Raw genomic sequence first — 19,357 nt, forward strand, 5'->3', positions numbered from 1 at the left:
CGCCGCGCTGGTGCGGCCCCGGAAACCCGGTGGTGACGGCTCTCACCCGATTCTCAGCTCTCGCTGACACGGCTTTCACGCTCGGCCGACGCCGCGCACAGCCGGGACGCCGAGCATCGCCGGATGGCCCCTCACCGAGCTCGTCGGCGGCGCACCCGCCCCTCCGGACACAGGACCCTCCTCTGCGCTGCGGTCGCCTCCGCCGTGCTCGTGGGCGGTACGGCGGCCGGGACCGTCTACGTGAAGGCACAGGCGCACGACGGCGGTGGCCTCGTATCCTCCTCCTCGGCGGCGTCCGGCGCGGCGCCGGCGGCATCGGAACCGACCAGCGGGGAGACATCGGTGGAACCCGTCACGGAGCCCTCGGTGGACCGCGCCGCGCTGCTCGCCAAGGGGATGCGGGCCGTGACCGTGGCGCCCGGCGCCAGGGTGTCGGTCGCGGTGCTCGGCCTGGACTCCGGTGGGAGCGCCGCGTACGGCGGCGGAAGCTTCGGCACCGCGAGCATCGTCAAGGTCGACATCCTGGCGACGCTGTTGCTCCAGGCGCAGGACGCGGACCGGCGCCTGACGGCTCAGGAGAGGACGTACGCCACCGCGATGATCGCGAACAGTGACAACGCGTCCGCGTCCGCCCTGTGGGACGCCATCGGGCGGGCGGACGGTCTCGACGCGGCGAACGACCGCTTCGGCCTGCACGGCACCGAAGGCGGGGACGGCGCGCTGTGGGGGCTGACCCGGACCACGGCCGCCGACCAACTGACCCTGCTCCAGCAGGTGTTCGGGGACGACTCGCAGCTCACCGGGGCCTCGCGGACGTATCTCCAGGGGCTCATGGGCGAGATCGCCGCCGACCAGCGGTGGGGGGTCTCGGCCGCGGCCGACGGCTCCGGGTGGGCCCTGAAGAACGGGTGGCTGCCGCGCAGCACGACCGGGCTGTGGGACGTCAACAGCATCGGGCGGATCACCGCCGGCGGCCACGACTATCTGGTGGCGGCCCTGTCCGACGGCAACGCGACCAAGGCGCGGGGGATCTCGCTGGTGGAGGCGGCGGCGCGGGCGGCGGTCTCCGCGTTCTCCGCCACCTGAGTCCGCGGAGCGGCGCTCTCCCCGGAGGGGTGCCTCAGCCCCTGGAGCGGCGCCCCGGTCCCCGGAGCGGCGCCCCGGTCCCGCGGCTTCTCCACAGCAGCACCGCCGCGGCCAGCAGGACCACGCCGGCGCCGCCCGCGACCGGGCCCACCCAGCCGGAGGCATCGTGGTCCTCCCGGGGTGCGTCGGGGCCCGCGCCGAAGTACTTCCTGCCGTAAGCCGCCGCGTGCAGGTCCTCCCCCTTGAGCCGCCCGGCCGCCCGGATGGCGGCCGCCGGGTCGATGAAGCCGAAGCCGCGGGAGTCGTCACGGCCGCCGCTGGGAGCGTTGCGGGCGGTGTCCTCCAGGAGCTTCTTGATCTGCGCCGGGGACAGGCCCGGGTGGGCGGCCTTGACGAGCGCGACCGCGCCGGAGACGAAGGCGGAGGCGGCGCTGGTGCCCCAGCCCTCGTAGTACCTGTCGTCCGGGTCGGCGATGACGACGTCGACACCGGGAGCGCTGACGGTGGCGTACCAGCGGCGGGTGGAGAACGAGGCGTGGGTGCCGTACCGGTCGACGGCCGCGGCGGCGATCACGCCCGGGTAGGCCGCCGGGTAGGAGATGTGGTCGCCCTTCTCACCGCCGTTGCCCGCCGAGGCGACCACGACGGCGCCCTTCTTCAGGGCATACTGGACGGCCGCGTCCTCGGTGGGCTCGGGGTGCGCGGACTTGGAGTCGTCGCCGAGGGAGAGGTTGATGACGTCGGCGCCGTGGTCGGCGGCCCAGCGGATGCCCTCGGCGAGGGCGTTGCCGCGGGTGCTGCGTGCTCTCGTACGGGAGGAGTCGCCGTCCTCGAGGATGACGCGGACGGGGAGGATCTTCGCCTCGGGGGCGATGCCGAGGACGCCGTCGCCCCTGCCCGCGCCGTGTCCGTGGCCCGCGATGATCCCCGCCATGGCGGTGCCGTGCCGGGCCCAGGCGCGCTCCCCGCGGTGCGCTCCGAAGCCGACCATGTCCTTGCCGGGGAGGATGTTGCCGACCAGGTCGGGGTGCTGGTCGTCGACGCCCGTGTCGAGGACCGCGACGGTGATGCCGCTGCCCTTCGTCGTGCGCCATGCCTGCTGTGTGTGCATGGCGTCGAGGGCCCACTGCTGGGCCCGTATGCCGTCGGCGTACGCCGTGGTGGCCGGGGACAGCGTGAGGGACGCGGCCAGCAGGACACCGAGGAGTGCGGCCCGGCGGGTGGGGATGCGGGTCATGACGGCTTCTCCGAGGCCGGGCCGACGGTGCTGCGCAGGCTTCGCTCGACACGGTCGGCGAGGCCCTGCGCGTCGTTGCCGAGACCGGCCTGGGCCGGGGCCGTCGTCACACCGGGCTTCACGGCGTCCGCGGCGGGCTGCGGGGCGGTGACGACACGTCCGTCGGCGAAGCCGGAGACGGCGTAGACGACGACGGGGGCGTCGGTGAGGACGGACACCGTCCAGGACGCGCGCTGGGCGTCGCCGAACCCGGCGGCGACGGTGCCCTCGACGGCGTACGGACGGGGCATCAGGTCGGTGCGCCGGTCGAGTCCCTGCTGCCGGAAGCGGGCCTTCAGAGAGGTCATGGCCGCCGCGTCCGCGTCGGTGAACAGCATTCCCACGGTGGTGATCTGACTGTGCGTCACGTCGGTGTAGGTGGCGCGCAGCAGCCGCAGGCAGCCGACCGGGGCCAGGACCTGGCGCAGGAGCGGGTCGAAGGCGTCGGCGCAACCGCTGTCCGGGGCGACGGCGACACGGGTCCAGGTGCGGTCGGCGCCGCCCGGTCCGGCGCCCTGGCCGTCGACGGTGGGCGGGAAGAGCTGGTCCACGGGCACGCTGTGCCACAGGCCGCCTGCCGCGGCGAACGAGCTGAGCGCGCCGTCCGCGCCCGCGCTGTCCCCGGTGAGCCAACTCCCGGTCACCGCACCGCCGATGAGCCCGAGGCCGAGCACGAGACAGGCCGCGGCCGCGACGAGCCGGGGGCGGGTACGGGCGGGGACGGTGCGCAAGCGCGTGGTGGCCTGGTCGAGGGGGTCATAGGTGTCGAAGGAGTCGAAGGAGCCGAAGGAGTCGAAGCCGTTGTCGGTCTCGGGTTCCGCGAACGACACGTAGGGGCGTCCGGTGCCCGGAGCGGGGCCCGCGGAGGTGGGGGGTTCGGCGGGCACATCCCCCGGGTCGGGCCGCGGCCGCCCGGTCGTCTCCTTGGTCCCGTCGTCGGGCACACCGGACCGCCGCGTGGCGGGGGGCGCGTCGGGGAAACGGGCGGAGGCCGGGGGCGGGGGCGGGCTCGTGGGAGCGGTACGGCGGCCGGGGACACGCGGGTGGGCCGTCTCGTGGTGCGGGGCCGGGGCGCGCGGCGGTTCGGGGGTACGGGGGACGCTCGGCGCGGACGCTGACGCGGTCGAGGTCTCCGCCGGGGAGGACCCAGCGGATTCCGGGGTCGCCGAGGAGGGTTTCGTCTCCGGGAAAGGCCGGAAGGGGCGTGACGGCACGGGGGATCCGCCGTCCGCGTGCGGGCCGGTGTCCTCGGAGACGGCGGACGCCGGCGTCCGACCGACGTCGGGCGCCTTGTCTACGGCGGAGCCGCCCGGCGCCTGCCCCCGGGGCTCTCCGCCGGGGCGCGGGACGGTCGCCCGGGGCGGTTCCCCGGGGCTGGGCAGCGACCAGGGCTCACCGCCGACGGGTTCCACCGGACGGGGTCGCCAAGTGGCGCCCGTGGGAGGGTGATCGGGGCGGGGCGGCACGACGGGCCCCGTCTCGGGGGACCGCTCGGACCACGGCGGGGCCGCCGGAGGCCGCGGCATCGTTTCCCCTCCGGCGGGAGAGGTCCCGGACCCGTGCGGGGCCACCCGACGGCCGGGTCCCGCGTCCCCGCGCACGTCGGCCGCCACGGGAGGAGGGGGCGTCGCCGGCCGGGGCGGCGCCGTGTCCGCCCGCTCCGGGAACCGCTCGGTCCGGAACGGGGCGGCGTCCTGGCTCCCGGAGGCACGCTCGGAACGTCCCGGCCGCGCGGGCCGGAAGAACCCCGCGTCACCTCGCTCCGGCGACCGCTGCGAGCCGGGCGGGAGCCCACCGCGGTTCTCGGACGGGGTTCCCGGGTTTTCGGAGGGGGTTACCGGGTTCTCGGACGGGGTTACCGCACGGGACGGAGTCCCCGGCCGGAAGGACCCCGCGTCACCCTGCTCCGGCGACCACGGCGGACGGGACGGCCCGGTGTCCCCGCTCCCGGGGCTCTCGGGGCGCGCGGAGCTCTCGGGGTCGTGCTCGGGGCGGCGGTCTCGGGGCGTGCGTCGGAAGAACCCCGCGTCACCCGGCCCGGACGACCTCTCCGGACGGGACGCCGGGGCGGCCGGCGGGCGATGCGCCGCGGTGCCTTCGACCGCGCGGGACCCCGCCTCTCGGTGCGGCACTGTGCCTTCGTCCGTCACTGTCCCTTCGGAGGACCCCGTCCACGCGGAGGACCCCGTCCCCGCGGGAGTGCGGTCCCCCTCGGAGGACCGGCCCGTAGCGGGCGGCTGTTCCGGGCGGGGTGGAACGGCCGGGCGCGGCGGGATGGAGGCGCGACGCGCTTCCGTGCTCATGCACCCCCCGTTTCCTCGTGCCCGGGCAACCGATCCGGCCCGGAGTCCGCCGGGCCGTCCACCTGTACGTAAGGGACCACCCCGGCGACTCATCCGTCACGGGACACGCATACCCGCACCGACGGACCGTCATCCCGGGCAGGCGCCGCCCGGACAAGGTCGTTCGCCCCTCGTTCGCGTCACTCTACGGGTTGACGTGGGCCTGGAGGGAACCAGTCCGAGACCCCGGGGCATCTGCCCGGAACGTCCCCCTACCCTGCGGTAATCGAGTCTGGCAGGCTTCGGTCATGACTGCCCGCGCCGCAGACCGGGCCCGCTACGACCGGGCCACCGCTCACCTCGACGCTCCCCTCGCGATCGTGGACCTGGAGGCCTTCGACGCGAACGCGGACGACCTCGTCCGCAGGGCCGGCGGAAAGCCGATCCGGGTCGCCAGCAAGTCCGTGCGCTGCCGCGCCCTGCTCGAACGCGTCCTCGCCCGGGACGGCTTCGCGGGCATCATGTCCTTCACCCTCGCCGAGTCGATCTGGCTGGCCCGCTCCGGTTTCGACGACGTCCTGCTCGCCTATCCGTCGGTGGACACAGCGGGGTACGCGGAGCTGACCGGTGATCCCAAGCTCGCCGCCGCCGTCACCGTCATGGTCGACGACCCCGCCCAGCTCCGCCTCATCGACGAGGCCCGTCGGGGCGGCACCGAAACCGTGCGGGTCTGCCTGGAGTTGGACACCTCGCTCAAGCTGCTCGGCGGCCGGGTCCGGGTCGGGGCGCTGCGCTCGCCGCTGCACTCGCCCGAGCAGGTCGCGGAGATGGCGCGGACCGTCGCCGCCCGGCCCGGCTTCGAGCTGGTGGGGATCATGGCGTACGAGGGCCACATCGCGGGCGTCGGCGACTCCGTCGCGGGGCGGCCCTTCCGCTCGCGCGCCGTCAGGCTCATGCAGGCCACCGCCCGCAAGGAGCTCACGCGGCGGCGCGCCGAGGTCGTCCGCGCGGTGCGGGCGGTGGCGCCCGGCCTGGAGTTCGTCAACGGCGGGGGCACCGGCAGTGTGCAGCAGACGGCCGCCGAGGACGCGGTGACCGAGATCGCGGCCGGCTCCGGGCTCTACGTCCCCCGGCTGTTCGACAACTACACGTCCTTCAGCGGACGTCCCGCCGCGCTCTTCGCGCAGCCCGTCGTGCGCCGTCCGGGCGTCGGCGTCGTCACGGTGCTCGGCGGCGGCTATCCGGCCTCGGGGGCGCCGGGCGCCGACCGGCTCCCGGTCCCCTGTCTTCCGGAAGGGCTGCGGTACGACCCCCAGGAGGGGCCGGGCGAGGTGCAGACCCCGCTGCTCGGCTCCCCCGCGGACGACCTGCTCATCGGTGACAAGGTGTGGTTCCGGCACGCCAAGGCCGGGGAGCTGTGCGAGCGGTTCGAGGCGCTCCACCTGGTGGAGGGTGACGAGGTGACGGCGACCGTCCCGACGTACCGCGGAGAGGGCCGGACCTTCCTCTGAGGCGCGCGGCGCGGGGCAGCTTGAGGCGCGCGGCGCGGGGCCACTTGAGGCGCGCGGCGCGGGGCCGCTACCGGGAGGGGCCGATGCTGCTGCCCACTCCCCCGCCGGCGTCCGTGTCGCCCGTCGGCCGGATCCCCTCGGTGATGCGGTCCATGTCGGCGAGCGGCGGTCCTTCCGCGCCGGCGTCGAAGGCGAAGCGGACGATGACGGGAGACTCCGAGCCCACGCTGGAGGCGAACGCCAGCGACTCGACGTATCCGCCCGGTCCCACCCCGGTCCTGACCCGCCAGCGCACCAGGTACCCGGCGCGGCCCGCGACGGCGACGGAGCCCGCCTTCAGCAGCCGGTGGGACGTGATGCCGCGGTAGGGGTGGCCGCCGAGGACGTCACGGTCGTAGACGCTGTTCGCGGCGTCCTCGATGTCCTGCTCGGCGAGTGCCTTCGGGGAGCGTTCGGCGTTCGCCGTGACGGTACGCGAGGAGACCCTGCCGTGGCGGCACAGGCCGGGGTCGCCGGGGCAGTCGTACGTTCCGGGGGTGGTCATCACGACGTCGTCCTCGGCTACGTCGCTGGGTGCGACCCAGCCCCCGGGCAGCGGCAGCGTAATGCCGTTGAGCTCGTCCAGGACGACGGACGGGGCGCCGGAGCTCGGTGCGGCGGAGCGCGGCGCGGTGGAGGAGGCGCCGGTGGGGGAGAGCGCGGCCGAAGGTGTGGAGGGCGTGCCGGACGGTGTGGTGCGTGCCGCCGCGGCGCCCCCTCCGCCGCCGTCGTTCCGGCCGAGGACGAAGACGCCCGTGACGATCGCGGCGACCAGGACGACCCCGGCGGTTCCGGCGGCGACGAGTGCCACGGCCCTGGCCCGGCCGGGGCCCTGGCCGGCCGGTTCCGGTGGGGCGAGGGACACCGGGAGGGTCCCGGGTTGCCTGCGGTGATCGGTCCACGCGGTGCCGTCCCACCAGCGCTCGACGAGCGGGTACGACGGGTCGTGATACCAGCCGGGCGGGGGCGTCATGCTCATCCCGGCACTCTAGGACGCACTCCGAACATCAGTACATGGTGCTCAGTGGACGGTGTCCTTCTGGTCGGGTACGACCGAACCGTCGCCCCTCCGGACGGGTTCCCTGCCGCCGTCGGTCGCGTTGTAGGCGCTCGTCGAGCACGGGTACGGCTGCGGCCTGCGCGGCAGCGGCTCGATGAACATGGGGTTGATCAGCCAGCGGCCGTCGGCGTCGTCGTAGGCCCGGCACATGAGTTCGCTCTTGTTGCGGTTGAGCACGAGGTGGGCACCGGTCGCGTCCCCGACGAACGTGACGTCGGTGTCGGCGTCACCGGCCGCGAGTGCGACGCGGTGGCGCGGGCCCTGCCGCTGCCAGGCCCCGGCGCCGTGGACACCGTAGATCTCCTGGTTGATCCAGCAGCGCTTGCCGTCGATGTAGGGGATGACCTCGCCCCGGGTCGCCGGTACGCCGCCGCAGCCCTGGTTCCAGGGGGTGATCCGCCCGTGCCGGTCGAGGACCGACCGGATGGCGATCGTGTGCCGTGCGTCGACGCCGACGCCGCGCGACCAGACCTCGGTGACCGGTTCGGAGCCCGCCGAGACGATGTAGACGTCGAATCCGGCCCGTTGGAGCGTACGGATCAGGTCACGCTGCCGGGTGTAGTACCGGACGTACGCCGGGAGGGTGTGCGTGCCCACGGCGCGGGTCGAGCCGACGGGCGCGGCCAGGGCCTCGGTACGGGCACGGCGGGCGTAGGAGGTCAGCTCGGCGACGGTGTGGCCGGCGAGGAGCTGGGGCACCCAGGCGTACTGGGGGACGGTGCGCCTGCGGTTCCAGTCCCCGGCGAAGGCGGCGGCGCCGCTCATGGTCCGCCCGCTCTCCCGGATCTCCAGGATCTCGTCGGCGCAGCGGGGGGCGGCCGAGGTGGGGAGGGGAGAGCCCACGGGGGTGGCGGTGCCGCAGGCGCGGGTCAGGGCCCGGTCGGCCGCGCCGGTGAGCCACTCGCTGGTGTCCCTCCAGCTCGCCGGGCGCAGGATCCCGTCGTGCCGCAGGATCCAGCCGAGGGTGGCGTCGGTGACGTCGTTCTTGGTGACCGTGTTGTCCCAGTCGAACGCGGCGACGGGGGTGTCCCCGCTCCCGGAGCAGGTGCCCCGCGTGTCGATCAGACGTTGCAGGCGGGCGCGGTTGTCGCCGTACCAGCTCCCCGAGAGCCGCGGGCAGTCGGGGCGGGGCCCGGCGGGGACGGGGGCCGCGGCCGCCGGGGTGGCGGCCGCGACCAGGGCCCATACGAGCGCGGCACGGACGGATCGGAATCGCATGGGTCGTGCATACACCGGCGTGGTCTACAGGGGCGTGACGTACGCGCCCGAGATCCCTCCGTCCACCAGGAAGTCGGAGGCGTTCACGAAGGAGGAGTCGTCGCTGGCGAGGAAGGCGACCGCCGCGGCGATCTCCTCGGCCTCGGCGAACCGGCCGACCGGGATGTGGACGAGACGGCGTGCGGCGCGCTCGGGGTCCTTGGCGAACAGCTCCTGGAGGAGCGGGGTGTTGACCGGTCCGGGGCACAGGGCGTTGACCCGGATGCCTTCGCGGGCGAACTGCACACCCAGCTCGCGGGACATGGCCAGTACGCCGCCCTTGGAGGCGGTGTACGAGATCTGGGAGGTCGCCGCTCCCATCCGGGCCACGAAGGACGCCGTGTTGATGATGGAGCCCCTGCCCTGGCGGCGCATGTAGGGGATCGCGGCCTTGCAGCAGAGGTAGACGGAGGTGAGGTTGACCTCCTGGACGCGCTTCCACGCCTCCAGGCCGGTGTCCAGGATGGAGTCGTCGTCGGGCGGCGAGATGCCCGCGTTGTTGAAGGCGATGTCGACCGAGCCGTAGGTGTCGTGCGCCGCCTTGAAGAGCGCCTCGACCTGCTCGGGGTCGGTGACGTCGACCTTGACGAAGATTCCGCCGACCTCGTCGGCGGCGGCCTTGCCGCGCACCTCGTCGACGTCCGCGCAGACGACGTGGGCGCCCTCGGAGGCGAGCCGGCGGGCGGTGGCGAGTCCGATGCCGCTGGCCGCGCCGGTGATGACGGCGGTACGGCCGACCAGGCGGCGGCAGATGTTCCCTGCGGTGGCTTCGGTCGCTCCGGTACCTGTGGTGGCCTCGGTACCTGCGGTGGCTTCGGTCACTGTGCGGGGCCCTCCGTGCTGATGAAGACGTTCTTGGTTTCGGTGAAGGCGGTGAGCGCGTCCGGGCCGAGCTCGCGGCCGATCCCCGACTGCTTGAAGCCGCCGAAGGGGGTCCAGTAGCGGACGCTGGAGTGGGAGTTGACGGAGAGGTTGCCGGCCCGGACGGCTCCCGAGACGCGTAGTGCCCGCCCGACGTCACGGGTCCAGACGGAGCCGGCGAGGCCGTAGTCGGTGGCGTTGGCGAGCCGGACCGCGTCCGCCTCGTCCTCGAAGGGCAGGACCACGGCGACCGGGCCGAAGACCTCCTCGACGGCCACCGGCGCGTCCGGCTCGACGTCGGTCAGGACGGTGGGCGGGAACCAGAAGCCGGGGCCTTCGGGGGCCTTGCCGCGGATACCGGGGAGGCCGGCGGGGACGTACGACCGGACGCGCTCCAGTTGCGCCCTCGAGATCAGCGGGCCCATCTGCGTGGTCTCGTCGGACGGGTCGCCCACGACGACGGCCTCGATCGCCGGGGCGAGGAGCCCGAGGAAGCGTTCGTAGACGGAGCGCTGGACGAGGATGCGGGTGCGGGCGCAGCAGTCCTGGCCGGAGTTGTCGAGGAAGGACATGGGAGCGGCGGCCGCGGCGGCCTCGATGTCGGCGTCGGCGAAGACGATGTTGGGGCTCTTGCCGCCGAGTTCCAGGGTGACGCGTTTGAGGAGGGCCGCGCCCTTCGCCAACACTTGTTTGCCCACGCTCGTGGACCCAGTGAAGACGATCTTCGCGACGCCTGGGTGTTCGACCAGCGCGTTGCCCGCGACGGGGCCCGCTCCGGGGAGCACCTGCAGGAGGTGCTCCGGGAGACCCGCTTCCAGGGCGAGTTCGGCCAGCCGCAGTGCGGTCAGGGGGGTCGTCTCGGCGGGCTTGAGAACGACCGCGTTGCCGGCCGCGAGCGCTGGGGCGGTGCCCCAGGCCGCGATCGGCATCGGGAAGTTCCAGGGCGCGATGACGCCCACGACCCCGAGGGGTTCGAGGAGGGTGATGTCGAGGCCGCCCGGGACCGGGATCTGACGGCCGGTCAGCCGTTCCACTCCCCCGGCCGCGTAGTCGAGCAGATCGCGGACGTTGCCCGCCTCCCAGCGGGCGTTGCCGAGGGTGTGCCCGGCCTCGCGGACCTCCAGCCGGGCGAGTTCCTCACGGTGTTCGTCGACGACGACGGCGAACCGGCGCAGAAGCCGGGCCCGGTCGCCGGGTGCCAGCGCGGCCCACCGGAGCTGCGCCCTGCTCGCCCGCAGGACGGCGGCGTCCACATCGGCCGCGGTGGCGGCCGGGACGGTGGCGACGACCTCCTCGGTGGCCGGGTCGAGCACGTGGAGCTCATGGACGGCGGGGAGTTGCGACTCGTGCGACTCGTGCGACAAGAAGGACCTCACATGCGTTCGAAGGAGCGGCGCAGCTCCCAGTCGGTCACCGCGGCGTCGAATGCCTCCAGCTCGACGCGTGCCATGTTGCGGTAGTGCGCGACCACCTCGTCACCGAAGGCGGCCCGCGCGATGGGACTGTTCTCCCAGAGCTCGGCGGCCTCGCGCAGGGTGGCCGGCACGTGCTCGTACGCCGAGGTGTACGCGTTCCCCGTGCACGGCTCGGGCAGTTCGAGCTTGTGCTCGATGCCGTACAGGCCGGCCGCGACGAGCCCGGCGACGGCCAGGTGCGGGTTGACGTCACCGCCGGGCAGCCGGTTCTCGAAGCGCATCGAGCGGCCGTGCCCGACGACACGCAGCGAGCAGGTGCGGTTGTCGTACCCCCAGGCGACGGCGGTCGGCGCGAAGGAGCCGGGCTGGAAGCGCTTGTACGAGTTGATGTTGGGCGCGTAGAGGAGGGAGAAGTCCCTGAGCGCGGCGAGCTGTCCGGCGAGGAACCGGCGCATGGTCTCGGACATGCCGCCGGGGTCCTCGGCGGAGCCCGCCATCACGTTCGTCCCGTCGGCGTCCGCGAGCGAGAGGTGGATGTGGCAGGAGTTGCCCTCGCGCTCGTCGTACTTCGCCATGAAGGTGAGCGAGACGCCCTCCTGCGAGGCGATCTCCTTGGCGCCCGTCTTGTAGACGGCGTGCTGGTCGCAGGTGACGAGGGCCTCGTCGTACTTGAAGGCGATCTCGTGCTGGCCCGGGTTGCACTCGCCCTTGGCGGACTCGACGGTGAGGCCCGCGGCCTGCATCTCGTTGCGGATGCGGCGCAGCAGCGGCTCGATGCGTCCGGTCCCCAGCACCGAGTAGTCGATGTTGTACTGGTTCGCCGGGGTGAGGCCCCGGTAGCGCGCGTCCCAGGCCTGCTCGTAGGTGTCCTTGAAGACGATGAACTCAAGTTCGGTGCCGACCTGGGCGGTCAGGCCCCGTTCGGCGAGCCGGTCGAGCTGGCGGCGCAGGATCTGGCGGGGGGCCGCCACCACCGGCGAACCGTCGTTCCAGGCCAGGTCGGCGACGATCAGGGCGGTCCCCGCGTTCCAGGGGACGCGGCGCAGGGTGCCGGGGTCGGGGTGCATGGCGAAGTCACCGTAGCCCCGCTCCCACGAGGACATGGCGTAGCCGTCGACGGTGTTCATCTCGGTGTCGACGGCGAGGAGGTAGTTGCAGCCCTCGGTGCCGTGTTCGAGGACCTCCTCCAGGAAGAAGCGCGCGGCGAACCGCTTGCCCTGGAGGCGTCCCTGCATGTCGGGGAAGGCCAGGACGACGGTGTCGATCTCGCCGCCCGCGACGAGGGCGCGCAGTTCCTCGACAGTGAGCGGGGGTGTGCGGTCTGCCACCGGAAAAGCCTCCTTGGGTCAGCCGAGAGCCATAAGGTATTGCCGCATACCATTGCTTGGGAAGGGGGCACGACCAGATGACGCAGGCGGGTCCTGACCGTGGTCCGGGAAGCGCGGGGGACGGGCTGGCGCCGGTGCTGCGCCCGGTGCGGGCGGGCAACGGCTTCGAGGAGGCGCTGGAGCAGATCCTCCAGGTGGTCCGGCTCGGCCTGGTGCCCGGCGGCGAACGGCTGCCCTCCGAACGGGAGCTGGCGGAGCGGCTCGGGATCAGCCGGGTGACCCTGCGCGAGGTGCTGAAGGTGCTGCAGGACCAGGGTCTCGTCGAGTCGCGGCGCGGCCGGTACGGCGGCACGTTCGTCCGGCCGAAGGACACGGCACCCGGCCAGGACGAACTGCGGCGCCGGATCGCCGGGGTCGACATCGAGGACGTGCTGCGCTTCCGGGAGGTGCTGGAGGTGGGGGCGGCCGGACTCTGCGCCGCGCACGGGCTCGACGACGAGCGGGCCGGCAGGCTGCGCGAGGCGCTCGCCCGCACCCACGACGCGCCGCTCGCCGACTACCGGCGCCTGGACACGATGCTCCATCTCACGCTCGCGGAGCTGGCCGGCTCCCCGTCGCTGACGGCCCAGTACGCGGCCGTCCGCGCGTCCGTCAACGACCTGCTCGACTGCATCCCGCTGCTGGTGAGGAACCTGGAGCATTCCCAGCGTCAGCACACCGCGCTGGTCGAGGCGGTGCTCGACGGGGACGCGGACGGGGCGCGGGAGATGACGCGCGAGCACTGCGCGGGAACGGCCGCGCTGCTACGGGGCTTCCTGGCGTGAGCGCCGGTCGCGTGATGCCCGGCCGCCCGCTCCGCGGGGTGAGAGCATCCTGCCAAAGGCATGATTCCGTTCCATTGGATCCGAGAGGGAGCGCAGAGTGGGCAGCAGACCGCTGATCGGCGTGAGCACGTATCTGGAGTCCGGGGCGCGCTGGGGCGTGTGGGAACTGGAGGCCGTGCTGCTGCCGGCCGGCTATCCGCGGCTGGTCCAGCGGTCCGGGGGCCTCGCCGCGCTGCTGCCGCCGGACGATCCCTCGCTGGCGGCCTCGGCGGTCGCGCGTCTCGACGCGCTCGTGGTCGCGGGCGGCCCGGACGTCGACCCGGTCCACTACGACGCCGAGCGCTCCCCGCGGACGGGTCCGCCGGCTCCCCGGCGCGACGCCTGGGAACTCGCCCTGATCCGGGCCGCGCTGGACGCCGGAACCCCGCTCCTGGGCATCTGCCGCGGCATGCAGCTCCTGAACGTCGCCCTCGGCGGCACACTGGTCCAGCACATCGAGGGCCATGTGAAGGACGTCGGGGTCTTCGGCCGGCACGACGTGACACCCGTGCCGGGCACGCTGTACGCGGAGATCGCGCCGGAGTCCTGCGCCGTGCCGACGTACCACCACCAGGCGGTGGAGCGTCTCGGCCAGGGCCTGACTGCGTCGGCGCACGCCGCGGACGGCACGGTCGAGGCGGTCGAACTCCCCCGCCCCGACTGGGTGCTGGGCGTCCAGTGGCACCCGGAGATGGGTGAGGACCTCCGGGTCGTACGCGCACTGGTGCGAGCCGCGTCCTGAGCCACCGCCGAACGGGCGCACTGGTGCGAGCCCGACCCGAGCCACCGCCGCACCGGCACACCCGTGCGAGCCCCGACCCGAGCCACCGCCGCACCGGCACACCCGTGCGAGCCCCACCCCGAGCCACCGCCGCACCGGCACACCCGTGCGAGCCCCACCCCGAGCCACCGCCGCACCGGCACACCGGAGCGAGCCCCACCCCGAGCCACCGCCGCACCGGCACACCGGAGCGAGCCCCACCCCGAGCCACCGCCGCACCGGCACACCGGAGCGAGCCCCGCCCCGAGCCACCGCCGTACGGACGCTCCCGCGAACCCGACTCCCCGGACCGCCCGGGGTCGGTGGCGTCCACGTAGCGGCACCGTCCGGCGCGCGCGTCCGCCCCCACTCCGCACCCCGCCGGCGGCCCCACGCGGTAGCCGGGTGCTACACCCCGCGCGTCAGCGACAGCAGGTCGCGTGCCGGGCCCGTGGGGCGGTGGCCCGTGGGCCAGACCGCCCGCAGGGCCCGGCGGAGCTCGACACCGGAGAGCGGGACACTCACCAGACGGTGCGTGGAGAGTTCCTCACCGAGGGCCAGTTCGCTCAGGACGGCGGGGCCCGCGCCGCTCACCGCGGCGGCCTTGACCGCGGTCGTCGAGGACAGCTCGATCAGGGGCCTGGCCAGACCCCCCAGCGCCGCGTCGAGCACCTGGCGCGTACCCGAGCCCTCCTCCCGAAGGATCAACGGGGTCGCCGCGAGCTCCGGGCCCTCCAGCGGCGCCCGGCGCCGTGCCCACGGGTGTCCCGGAGCCGTCACCACGATCAGCCGGTCGTGCGCGATGACCGTCGAATCCAGCCCGGCGGGAACCGAGAGCCCCTCCACGAAACCCAGGTCCGCCTCGCCCGTGAGGAGGCGTTCCGCGACGACGGTGGAATTGCCCGCGAGCAGGGAGACCGCCGTGTCCGGGCGCTGCCCGCGCAGCGCGATCAGCCAGCCCGGCAGCAGGTACTCGGCGATCGTCATGCTCGCCGCCACCCGCAGCCGCGAGTCGCGCCGGTCCCGCAGCGCCTGTGCCCCCGCGTCGAACGCCTCGGCCGCCTCCACGACCCGCCGCGCCCAGTCCGTGACCAGCGCGCCTGCGTCCGTGAGACGCGAACCCCGTGGCGAGCGGTCGACGAGCGCCACGCCCAACTGCCGTTCCATCGAGCGGATCCGGCTGCTGGCCGCGGGCTGCGTGATCCCCAGCTCCCGCGCGGCCCGTCCGAGGCTCCCGAGCCGGGCCACCGCGAGCAGCAGCTCCAGCGCCCCGAGATCGGGCACCCGGTGCGCGATCCCGGCCGCGGCGGGCTCACCGGCGCCCCGGCCCCTGACCGGCTCACCGGCCCGCGCCGCCCTGTCGCCGGCCGGTTCCTCAGCGCTCGCACCCATAAATCCAGCTTATGCCCCCATAGACCCGTACTCCCTGGCGGGGAACCCGTACCGACGGGACCGTGGAGCCATGGTCACCGCAGCCCATTCCGTCCTCCCGCTCGCCGCCGCCGGAACCCGGCGTCCGCGCGCCGTCGCCGTCCGCCATCTCGGCCCGAACTGGTACGCCTCGGTCATGGGCACGGCGATCGTGGCCACCGCGGGAGCCGGCCTCCCCGGCACCTTCCCGGGTCTGCGGACCTTCTGCCTCGTCGTCTGGGCGCTCTCGGCCGTCCTGCTCGTCACCCTGCTCGGCGCCCGCGCCCTGCACTGGACGCACCATCGCGACCAGGCCCGCGCCCACCTCCTCGACCAGGCCATGGCCCCCTTCTACGGCTGCCTCGCGATGGCTCTGCTGGCGGTGGGCGGCGCCACGCTCGTCGTCGGCCGGGACTGGATCGGCACACCCGCCGCGGTCCTCGTGGACGCCGTGCTGTTCGGAGTGGGGACGGTGACCGCCCTCGCCGCCGCCCTGGCCGTCCCGTACCTGATGATCGTGCACCACCGCATCCGGCCCGACCAGGCCACTCCCGTCTGGCTGCTCCCCCTCGTCGCGCCCATGGTCTCCGCCGCCGTCGGACCGCTGCTGGTCCCGCACCTCCCGCCGGGGCAGGCCCGCGAGGCCCTGCTCCTCGGCTGCTTCGCGCTCTTCGGGCTCAGCCTGCTGGCCACCTTCGTGATGCTGCCGGTGATCTTCGCCCGGCTCCTCACCGGAGGGCCGCTGCCGCTCGCCCTCACCCCCACGCTGTTCCTCGTCCTCGGTCCGCTCGGCCAGTCCACGACCGCCACCGGCAAGTTCGCCGACTTCGCGCCGGGGGTCGTACCGGCCCCGTACGACCAGGGCTTCGCCCTCCTGGCGGTGCTCTACGGGGTCCCCGTCATGGGCTTCGCGCTGCTGTGGCTCGGACTGGCGGCCGCGATGGTGGCACGGGCCCGCCGCCGGGGCATGGGGTTCTCGATGACGTGGTGGGCGTTCACCTTCCCGGTGGGGACCTGCGTCACCGGCGCCGAGTCGCTGGCCCGGCACACGGGTCTCCTCACCTTCGACCGGCTCGCCGTCGCCCTGTACGCGCTCCTGGTCGCCGCCTTCGCCGTGGCCGCCGTCCGCACCCTCCAGGGCGTGGTCAGCGGGGCGCTGCTCGCGGCGCCCACACGCAAGTGACCTCCCGGCCCTCGCCCCGGCCTCCATCGTGCGCAGGACATGCGTTTCCTGACGGGCTGCCGGCCCACGTCGGCGTGCCTTGACAGCGCGAGGACGGAAGCCCAACCTGGGAAACCATGGAAACCCAACGAGGCTCAGAAGTTTCCGATCGGGATCGGCGGCGTGCCGACGTGATCGCGGAAGCGGCTGGGCGACTGTTCTTCGCCTCGGGTTTCGCGGGGGTGAGCATGGACGACCTCGCGCGCGAGCTCGGGATGAGCAAGAAGACCATCTACCGGCACTTTCCCGACAAGCGCACCCTGCTGGCCGAGGTACTGGACCGGAAGTTCGCGGCGGTGGAGAGCAGACTGCGGGCGGTCGAGGAGGCGGAGGCACAGCCGTTCGACGCGCGGGTCGAGCAGTTCCTGATCGCGGCAGGCGGTGAACTCGAACGGATCGGCGCGGCTCAGCTCGCGACGGGACGGGGCGATGCGATGCTGCGCCACGACGTGCGGCAGCGCATGGACGCGGTGGTCTACAGGCGGCTCGACGAGCTGTTCCGGGAGGCACACCTGCGAGGGCTCCTGTCGGCGCCGCCCGAACTGCTGGGTGAGATCACCCGAGGCGCATTGGAACGGCTGGTCACTTCACAGTTGCCGCGCGAGCTCCACTGGACAGCGACCGATCTGCTGCGGGCGACCGTCAACTCCGTTCTCTACGGGGCGATCCGTCCCGCGCACGGCGGCGTCGCCGAGGAAGTGCCCCGAGCGGTCGTCCCAGCGGCCCGCGACGACGAGGACGACGTGAGGACGACGACGTGAGCACAAGGGAAAATCATGTCTGACACGCGCTACGCCACGGTGGCCGTCACCGGAGTGACCGGGGCACTGGGCAGCCGGATCGCGGTCCGCCTCGCCGGCCGTGGCGTCCCCCAACTCCTCGTCGGACGCAGCCCCGACCGGATGCCCGAACTGCCCGGCGCACGGCGACGCGGTCCCGCCGCCTACGGCGACGCCTCGGCGATGCGCGAGGCGCTGGAGGGCGCCTCGACCCTCATCCTGGTCTCCGGACACCGCACGGGACGCCGGCTGGAGGAACACGCCACCGCGGTCGAGGCCGCCATCGCGGTCGGCGTCGACCGGGTCCTGTACGTGTCCCTCGTCGGCGCCTCGCCCACCGCCACCTATCTGAACGCCCGCGACCAGTGGCTGACCGAACGGTTCCTGGCCGGAGCCGGGATCCGCCACACGGTGCTCCGGGCGGGCTTCTACACGTCGACACCGGCCTCCCTCGCCGACAAGGAATTCGTCGTCAGCGGCCCCGCGCCCACCGGCCGGGCCGCCTTCACCACCCACGAGGACATCGCCGACGTGATCACCGCCGTCACCCTCGACGAGGGTCCCCGTTCCGAGTACGACGGCGCGATCCTGGAGATCACCGGGCCCGAGGCACTGACCCTCCACGAAGCGGTCACCCGGATCGCCACGGCCACCGGCCGGCCCTACCGTTTCGAACCGGAGACCCTTGAGGACGCCTTCTCGCGGCGCTGGCGGCAGGGCATGAGCGGGGAACAGATCGAGACCTGGATCTCCTGGTACCAAGCGATCGAGAAGGGCGAGATCTCCTCGGTCACCGACGTCGTCCCCCGGCTCACCGGCTCACCGGCGACCCCGGTCTCCGACGCGGTCCGGTGGCCGTCGCCGAACACCGCGGGTGGCACCCCCTGAGCTCAGGCGGACGCGATCCGGGAAGACGACACTAGTCCGCGGGTCGCCTCTGATCTGTCGGCGTCAGCGAGGGACCGCCGCGACCTCATGGTGCGGGCTGTGACTCCCTGCTCGTATCGTGAAGAGGCAGACAGCGCCTCGGTGAGCAGGAAAATCATGGCAGAACCGGCGGTCGACTACGCGGCGGTGTTCCAGGCGCTTCCCGGAGCGGTGGCGCTGGTGACGCCGCAGCTGATCTGCGCGGACGCCAACGCGGAGTTCCTGCGCCTGCGGGGCCTCCCGCGCGAGCAAGTGGTCGGTCGCTTCCTTCCCGAGGAGCCGCCCGACAACGACGCCGCCGAGCCTCTCCTGCTCAAGGTTCTGGCCTCGCTGCGGCGGGCCGTGGACACGGGCGAGCGCAGCGTCGTGGCACTGCAGCGCTACGACATGGAGGACGACGAGCAGCCCGGGGTGTGGCACGAGCGGTATTTCAACGTGACCAACGTTCCCGTGTTCGGACCCGATGGGCGCATGACGCTGCTGCTGCAGCGGCTGGAGGACGTCACCGAGCTCATCCGCGCCCGTGAAGTCGCTCTGACCCTGCAAGAAGCCATGCTGCCCGCTCCTCCCCCGGTCGGCAGGCACCCGGCGGCCGTTCGCTACCGGCCCGCCGCCGAAGCGCTGAATGTGGCCGGTGACTGGTACGACCTGGTCGACCTGCCCGGCGACCGCATCGCCGTGGCCGTCGGCGACGTCGTCGGTCACGGTCTGTACGCGGCCGGTGTCATGGGACAACTGCGCAGCGCCCTCACCGCGGCCTCCCTCGTCCCCGAAGGCCCCGCCCGCGCCCTGGAAGTCCTCGGGCTGTACGCCCGCACCGTCGACGGCGCCGAGAACACCACCGTGGCCACCGCATTCGTCGACTGGGACAACCACTCCATCACCTACAGCAGCGCCGGCCATCCCCCACCAGCGCTCCTGCGCACGGACGGGACCGTCGAGTTCCTGGACCAGGCCACCGACCCGCCCCTGGCCGCCCGTCCTGAACACGGCCCCCGGACCCAGGCCGTCACGGCCTTCCGCGAGGGCGCCGTCCTCGTGCTGTACACCGACGGTCTGATCGAACGGCGGGGCGAGGACATCGACAGGGGTCTCGCGCGGCTCGCCGGATCCCTGGCCCGCCACCGGGCGGACGACCCCGAAACCCTCGCCGACGCCGTGCTCACCGACCTGATCCCACCCGGGGACGCCACCGACGACACCGCCCTGGTCATCGTGCGGCTGTGAACCCGGGCCGCCGCGTTCGCCCGCCCGCCCACCTGGGCCGAAGGTGGCCGTCCC

At 73.7% G+C, this 19,357-nt stretch carries 16 protein-coding genes; 8 read left to right on the forward strand and 8 right to left on the reverse strand.

Translation table 11 applies throughout. From position 1 onward, the window contains the following. Nucleotides 1-123 precede the first annotated feature (123 nt). Nucleotides 124-1,086, forward strand: a complete 963-nt coding sequence (locus ACFVTC_RS12745; RefSeq protein ID WP_390126589.1) for a serine hydrolase — start codon at nucleotides 124-126, stop codon at nucleotides 1,084-1,086. 34 nt (nucleotides 1,087-1,120) lie between these two features. Here ACFVTC_RS12745 and mycP read toward each other — a convergent pair whose 3' ends face one another. Together mycP and ACFVTC_RS12755 are read right to left on the reverse strand one after the other, a co-directional pair. Further along, nucleotides 1,121-2,323: a type VII secretion-associated serine protease mycosin gene (gene mycP / locus ACFVTC_RS12750; protein ID WP_390126590.1), complete on the reverse strand. Its 1,203-nt coding sequence runs from the start codon at nucleotides 2,321-2,323 to the stop codon at nucleotides 1,121-1,123. Next, the gene (locus ACFVTC_RS12755; protein ID WP_390126591.1) at nucleotides 2,320-3,306 is read right to left on the reverse strand and encodes a hypothetical protein; all 987 of its coding nucleotides are present in this window, start codon (nucleotides 3,304-3,306) and stop codon (nucleotides 2,320-2,322) included. Before ACFVTC_RS12755 ends, mycP begins: the two co-directional genes overlap by 4 nt. 1,646 nt (nucleotides 3,307-4,952) lie before the next feature. On the opposite strand from ACFVTC_RS12755, the gene ACFVTC_RS12760 reads away from it, so the two are divergent. Continuing rightward, a complete protein-coding gene (locus ACFVTC_RS12760; protein WP_390126592.1) occupies nucleotides 4,953-6,155 on the forward strand; it encodes an amino acid deaminase/aldolase in 1,203 nt (400 codons plus the stop codon). 67 nt (nucleotides 6,156-6,222) lie between these two features. On the opposite strand, the gene ACFVTC_RS12765 is transcribed toward ACFVTC_RS12760, so the two are convergent. The 5 genes from ACFVTC_RS12765 to ACFVTC_RS12785 form a co-directional block, all read right to left on the reverse strand. Next, nucleotides 6,223-7,173, reverse strand: a complete 951-nt coding sequence (locus tag ACFVTC_RS12765) for a DUF2510 domain-containing protein (protein WP_390126593.1) — start codon at nucleotides 7,171-7,173, stop codon at nucleotides 6,223-6,225. Nucleotides 7,174-7,215: 42 nt separating this feature from the next. Then, nucleotides 7,216-8,472: a haloacid dehalogenase-like hydrolase gene (locus ACFVTC_RS12770; protein ID WP_390126594.1), complete on the reverse strand. Its 1,257-nt coding sequence runs from the start codon at nucleotides 8,470-8,472 to the stop codon at nucleotides 7,216-7,218. Nucleotides 8,473-8,496: 24 nt separating this feature from the next. Then, the gene (locus tag ACFVTC_RS12775; protein ID WP_390126788.1) at nucleotides 8,497-9,264 is read right to left on the reverse strand and encodes a 3-oxoacyl-ACP reductase; all 768 of its coding nucleotides are present in this window, start codon (nucleotides 9,262-9,264) and stop codon (nucleotides 8,497-8,499) included. A 65-nt stretch (nucleotides 9,265-9,329) separates the two neighbouring features. Continuing rightward, nucleotides 9,330-10,736: an aldehyde dehydrogenase family protein gene (locus ACFVTC_RS12780; protein WP_390126595.1), complete on the reverse strand. Its 1,407-nt coding sequence runs from the start codon at nucleotides 10,734-10,736 to the stop codon at nucleotides 9,330-9,332. Nucleotides 10,737-10,744: 8 nt separating this feature from the next. Continuing rightward, nucleotides 10,745-12,115: a glutamine synthetase family protein gene (locus tag ACFVTC_RS12785; RefSeq protein ID WP_390126596.1), complete on the reverse strand. Its 1,371-nt coding sequence runs from the start codon at nucleotides 12,113-12,115 to the stop codon at nucleotides 10,745-10,747. Nucleotides 12,116-12,192: 77 nt separating this feature from the next. Here ACFVTC_RS12785 and ACFVTC_RS12790 point away from each other — a divergent pair, with 77 nt between their 5' ends. Together ACFVTC_RS12790 and ACFVTC_RS12795 are read left to right on the forward strand one after the other, a co-directional pair. Next, the gene (locus ACFVTC_RS12790) at nucleotides 12,193-12,939 is read left to right on the forward strand and encodes a FadR/GntR family transcriptional regulator (RefSeq protein ID WP_390126597.1); all 747 of its coding nucleotides are present in this window, start codon (nucleotides 12,193-12,195) and stop codon (nucleotides 12,937-12,939) included. A gap of 97 nt (nucleotides 12,940-13,036) precedes the next feature. Next, entirely contained in the window at nucleotides 13,037-13,720 is a 684-nt protein-coding gene (locus tag ACFVTC_RS12795; protein ID WP_390126598.1) for a gamma-glutamyl-gamma-aminobutyrate hydrolase family protein, read from the forward strand. Between the two features lie 426 nt (nucleotides 13,721-14,146). On the opposite strand, the gene ACFVTC_RS12800 is transcribed toward ACFVTC_RS12795, so the two are convergent. Continuing rightward, nucleotides 14,147-15,130 (reverse strand): LysR family transcriptional regulator, encoded by a 984-nt coding sequence (locus ACFVTC_RS12800; RefSeq protein WP_390126599.1) that lies wholly within the window; start codon nucleotides 15,128-15,130, stop codon nucleotides 14,147-14,149. Nucleotides 15,131-15,200: 70 nt separating this feature from the next. Here ACFVTC_RS12800 and ACFVTC_RS12805 point away from each other — a divergent pair, with 70 nt between their 5' ends. The 4 genes from ACFVTC_RS12805 (at nucleotide 15,201) to ACFVTC_RS12820 (ending at nucleotide 19,303) form a co-directional block, all read left to right on the forward strand. Next, nucleotides 15,201-16,331 carry a TDT family transporter gene (locus tag ACFVTC_RS12805; RefSeq protein ID WP_390126600.1) on the forward strand — a complete coding sequence of 377 codons (1,131 nt, stop codon included), beginning with the start codon at nucleotides 15,201-15,203 and terminating at the stop codon, nucleotides 16,329-16,331. Nucleotides 16,332-16,501: 170 nt separating this feature from the next. After that, a complete protein-coding gene (locus ACFVTC_RS12810; RefSeq protein WP_390126601.1) occupies nucleotides 16,502-17,131 on the forward strand; it encodes a TetR/AcrR family transcriptional regulator in 630 nt (209 codons plus the stop codon). Nucleotides 17,132-17,146: 15 nt separating this feature from the next. After that, nucleotides 17,147-18,037, forward strand: coding sequence for an NAD(P)H-binding protein (locus tag ACFVTC_RS12815; protein ID WP_390126602.1), 891 nt, complete (start codon nucleotides 17,147-17,149; stop codon nucleotides 18,035-18,037). Between the two features lie 156 nt (nucleotides 18,038-18,193). After that, complete coding sequence (locus ACFVTC_RS12820; RefSeq protein ID WP_390126603.1) at nucleotides 18,194-19,303, forward strand: PP2C family protein-serine/threonine phosphatase; 1,110 nt, start codon at nucleotides 18,194-18,196, stop codon at nucleotides 19,301-19,303. The last annotated feature ends 54 nt before the right edge of the window (nucleotides 19,304-19,357 follow it).

The sequence above is a fragment of the Streptomyces sp. NPDC057950 genome (genome assembly GCF_042887295.1).
Taxonomy (GTDB): domain Bacteria; phylum Actinomycetota; class Actinomycetes; order Streptomycetales; family Streptomycetaceae; genus Streptomyces; species Streptomyces kaempferi.

Excerpts from the sequence above, each read along its gene's own strand:
- ACFVTC_RS12745 (WP_390126589.1), top strand. The coding sequence starts at position 124 with ATGGCCCCTCACCGAGCTCGTCGGCGGCGCACCCGCCCCTCCGGACAC.
- mycP (WP_390126590.1), bottom strand. The coding sequence starts at position 2,323 with ATGACCCGCATCCCCACCCGCCGGGCCGCACTCCTCGGTGTCCTGCTG.
- ACFVTC_RS12760 (WP_390126592.1), top strand. The coding sequence starts at position 4,953 with ATGACTGCCCGCGCCGCAGACCGGGCCCGCTACGACCGGGCCACCGCT.
- ACFVTC_RS12765 (WP_390126593.1), bottom strand. The coding sequence starts at position 7,173 with ATGAGCATGACGCCCCCGCCCGGCTGGTATCACGACCCGTCGTACCCG.
- ACFVTC_RS12770 (WP_390126594.1), bottom strand. The coding sequence starts at position 8,472 with ATGCGATTCCGATCCGTCCGTGCCGCGCTCGTATGGGCCCTGGTCGCG.
- ACFVTC_RS12790 (WP_390126597.1), top strand. The coding sequence starts at position 12,193 with ATGACGCAGGCGGGTCCTGACCGTGGTCCGGGAAGCGCGGGGGACGGG.
- ACFVTC_RS12800 (WP_390126599.1), bottom strand. The coding sequence starts at position 15,130 with ATGGGTGCGAGCGCTGAGGAACCGGCCGGCGACAGGGCGGCGCGGGCC.
- ACFVTC_RS12805 (WP_390126600.1), top strand. The coding sequence starts at position 15,201 with ATGGTCACCGCAGCCCATTCCGTCCTCCCGCTCGCCGCCGCCGGAACC.
- ACFVTC_RS12815 (WP_390126602.1), top strand. The coding sequence starts at position 17,147 with ATGTCTGACACGCGCTACGCCACGGTGGCCGTCACCGGAGTGACCGGG.
- ACFVTC_RS12820 (WP_390126603.1), top strand. The coding sequence starts at position 18,194 with ATGGCAGAACCGGCGGTCGACTACGCGGCGGTGTTCCAGGCGCTTCCC.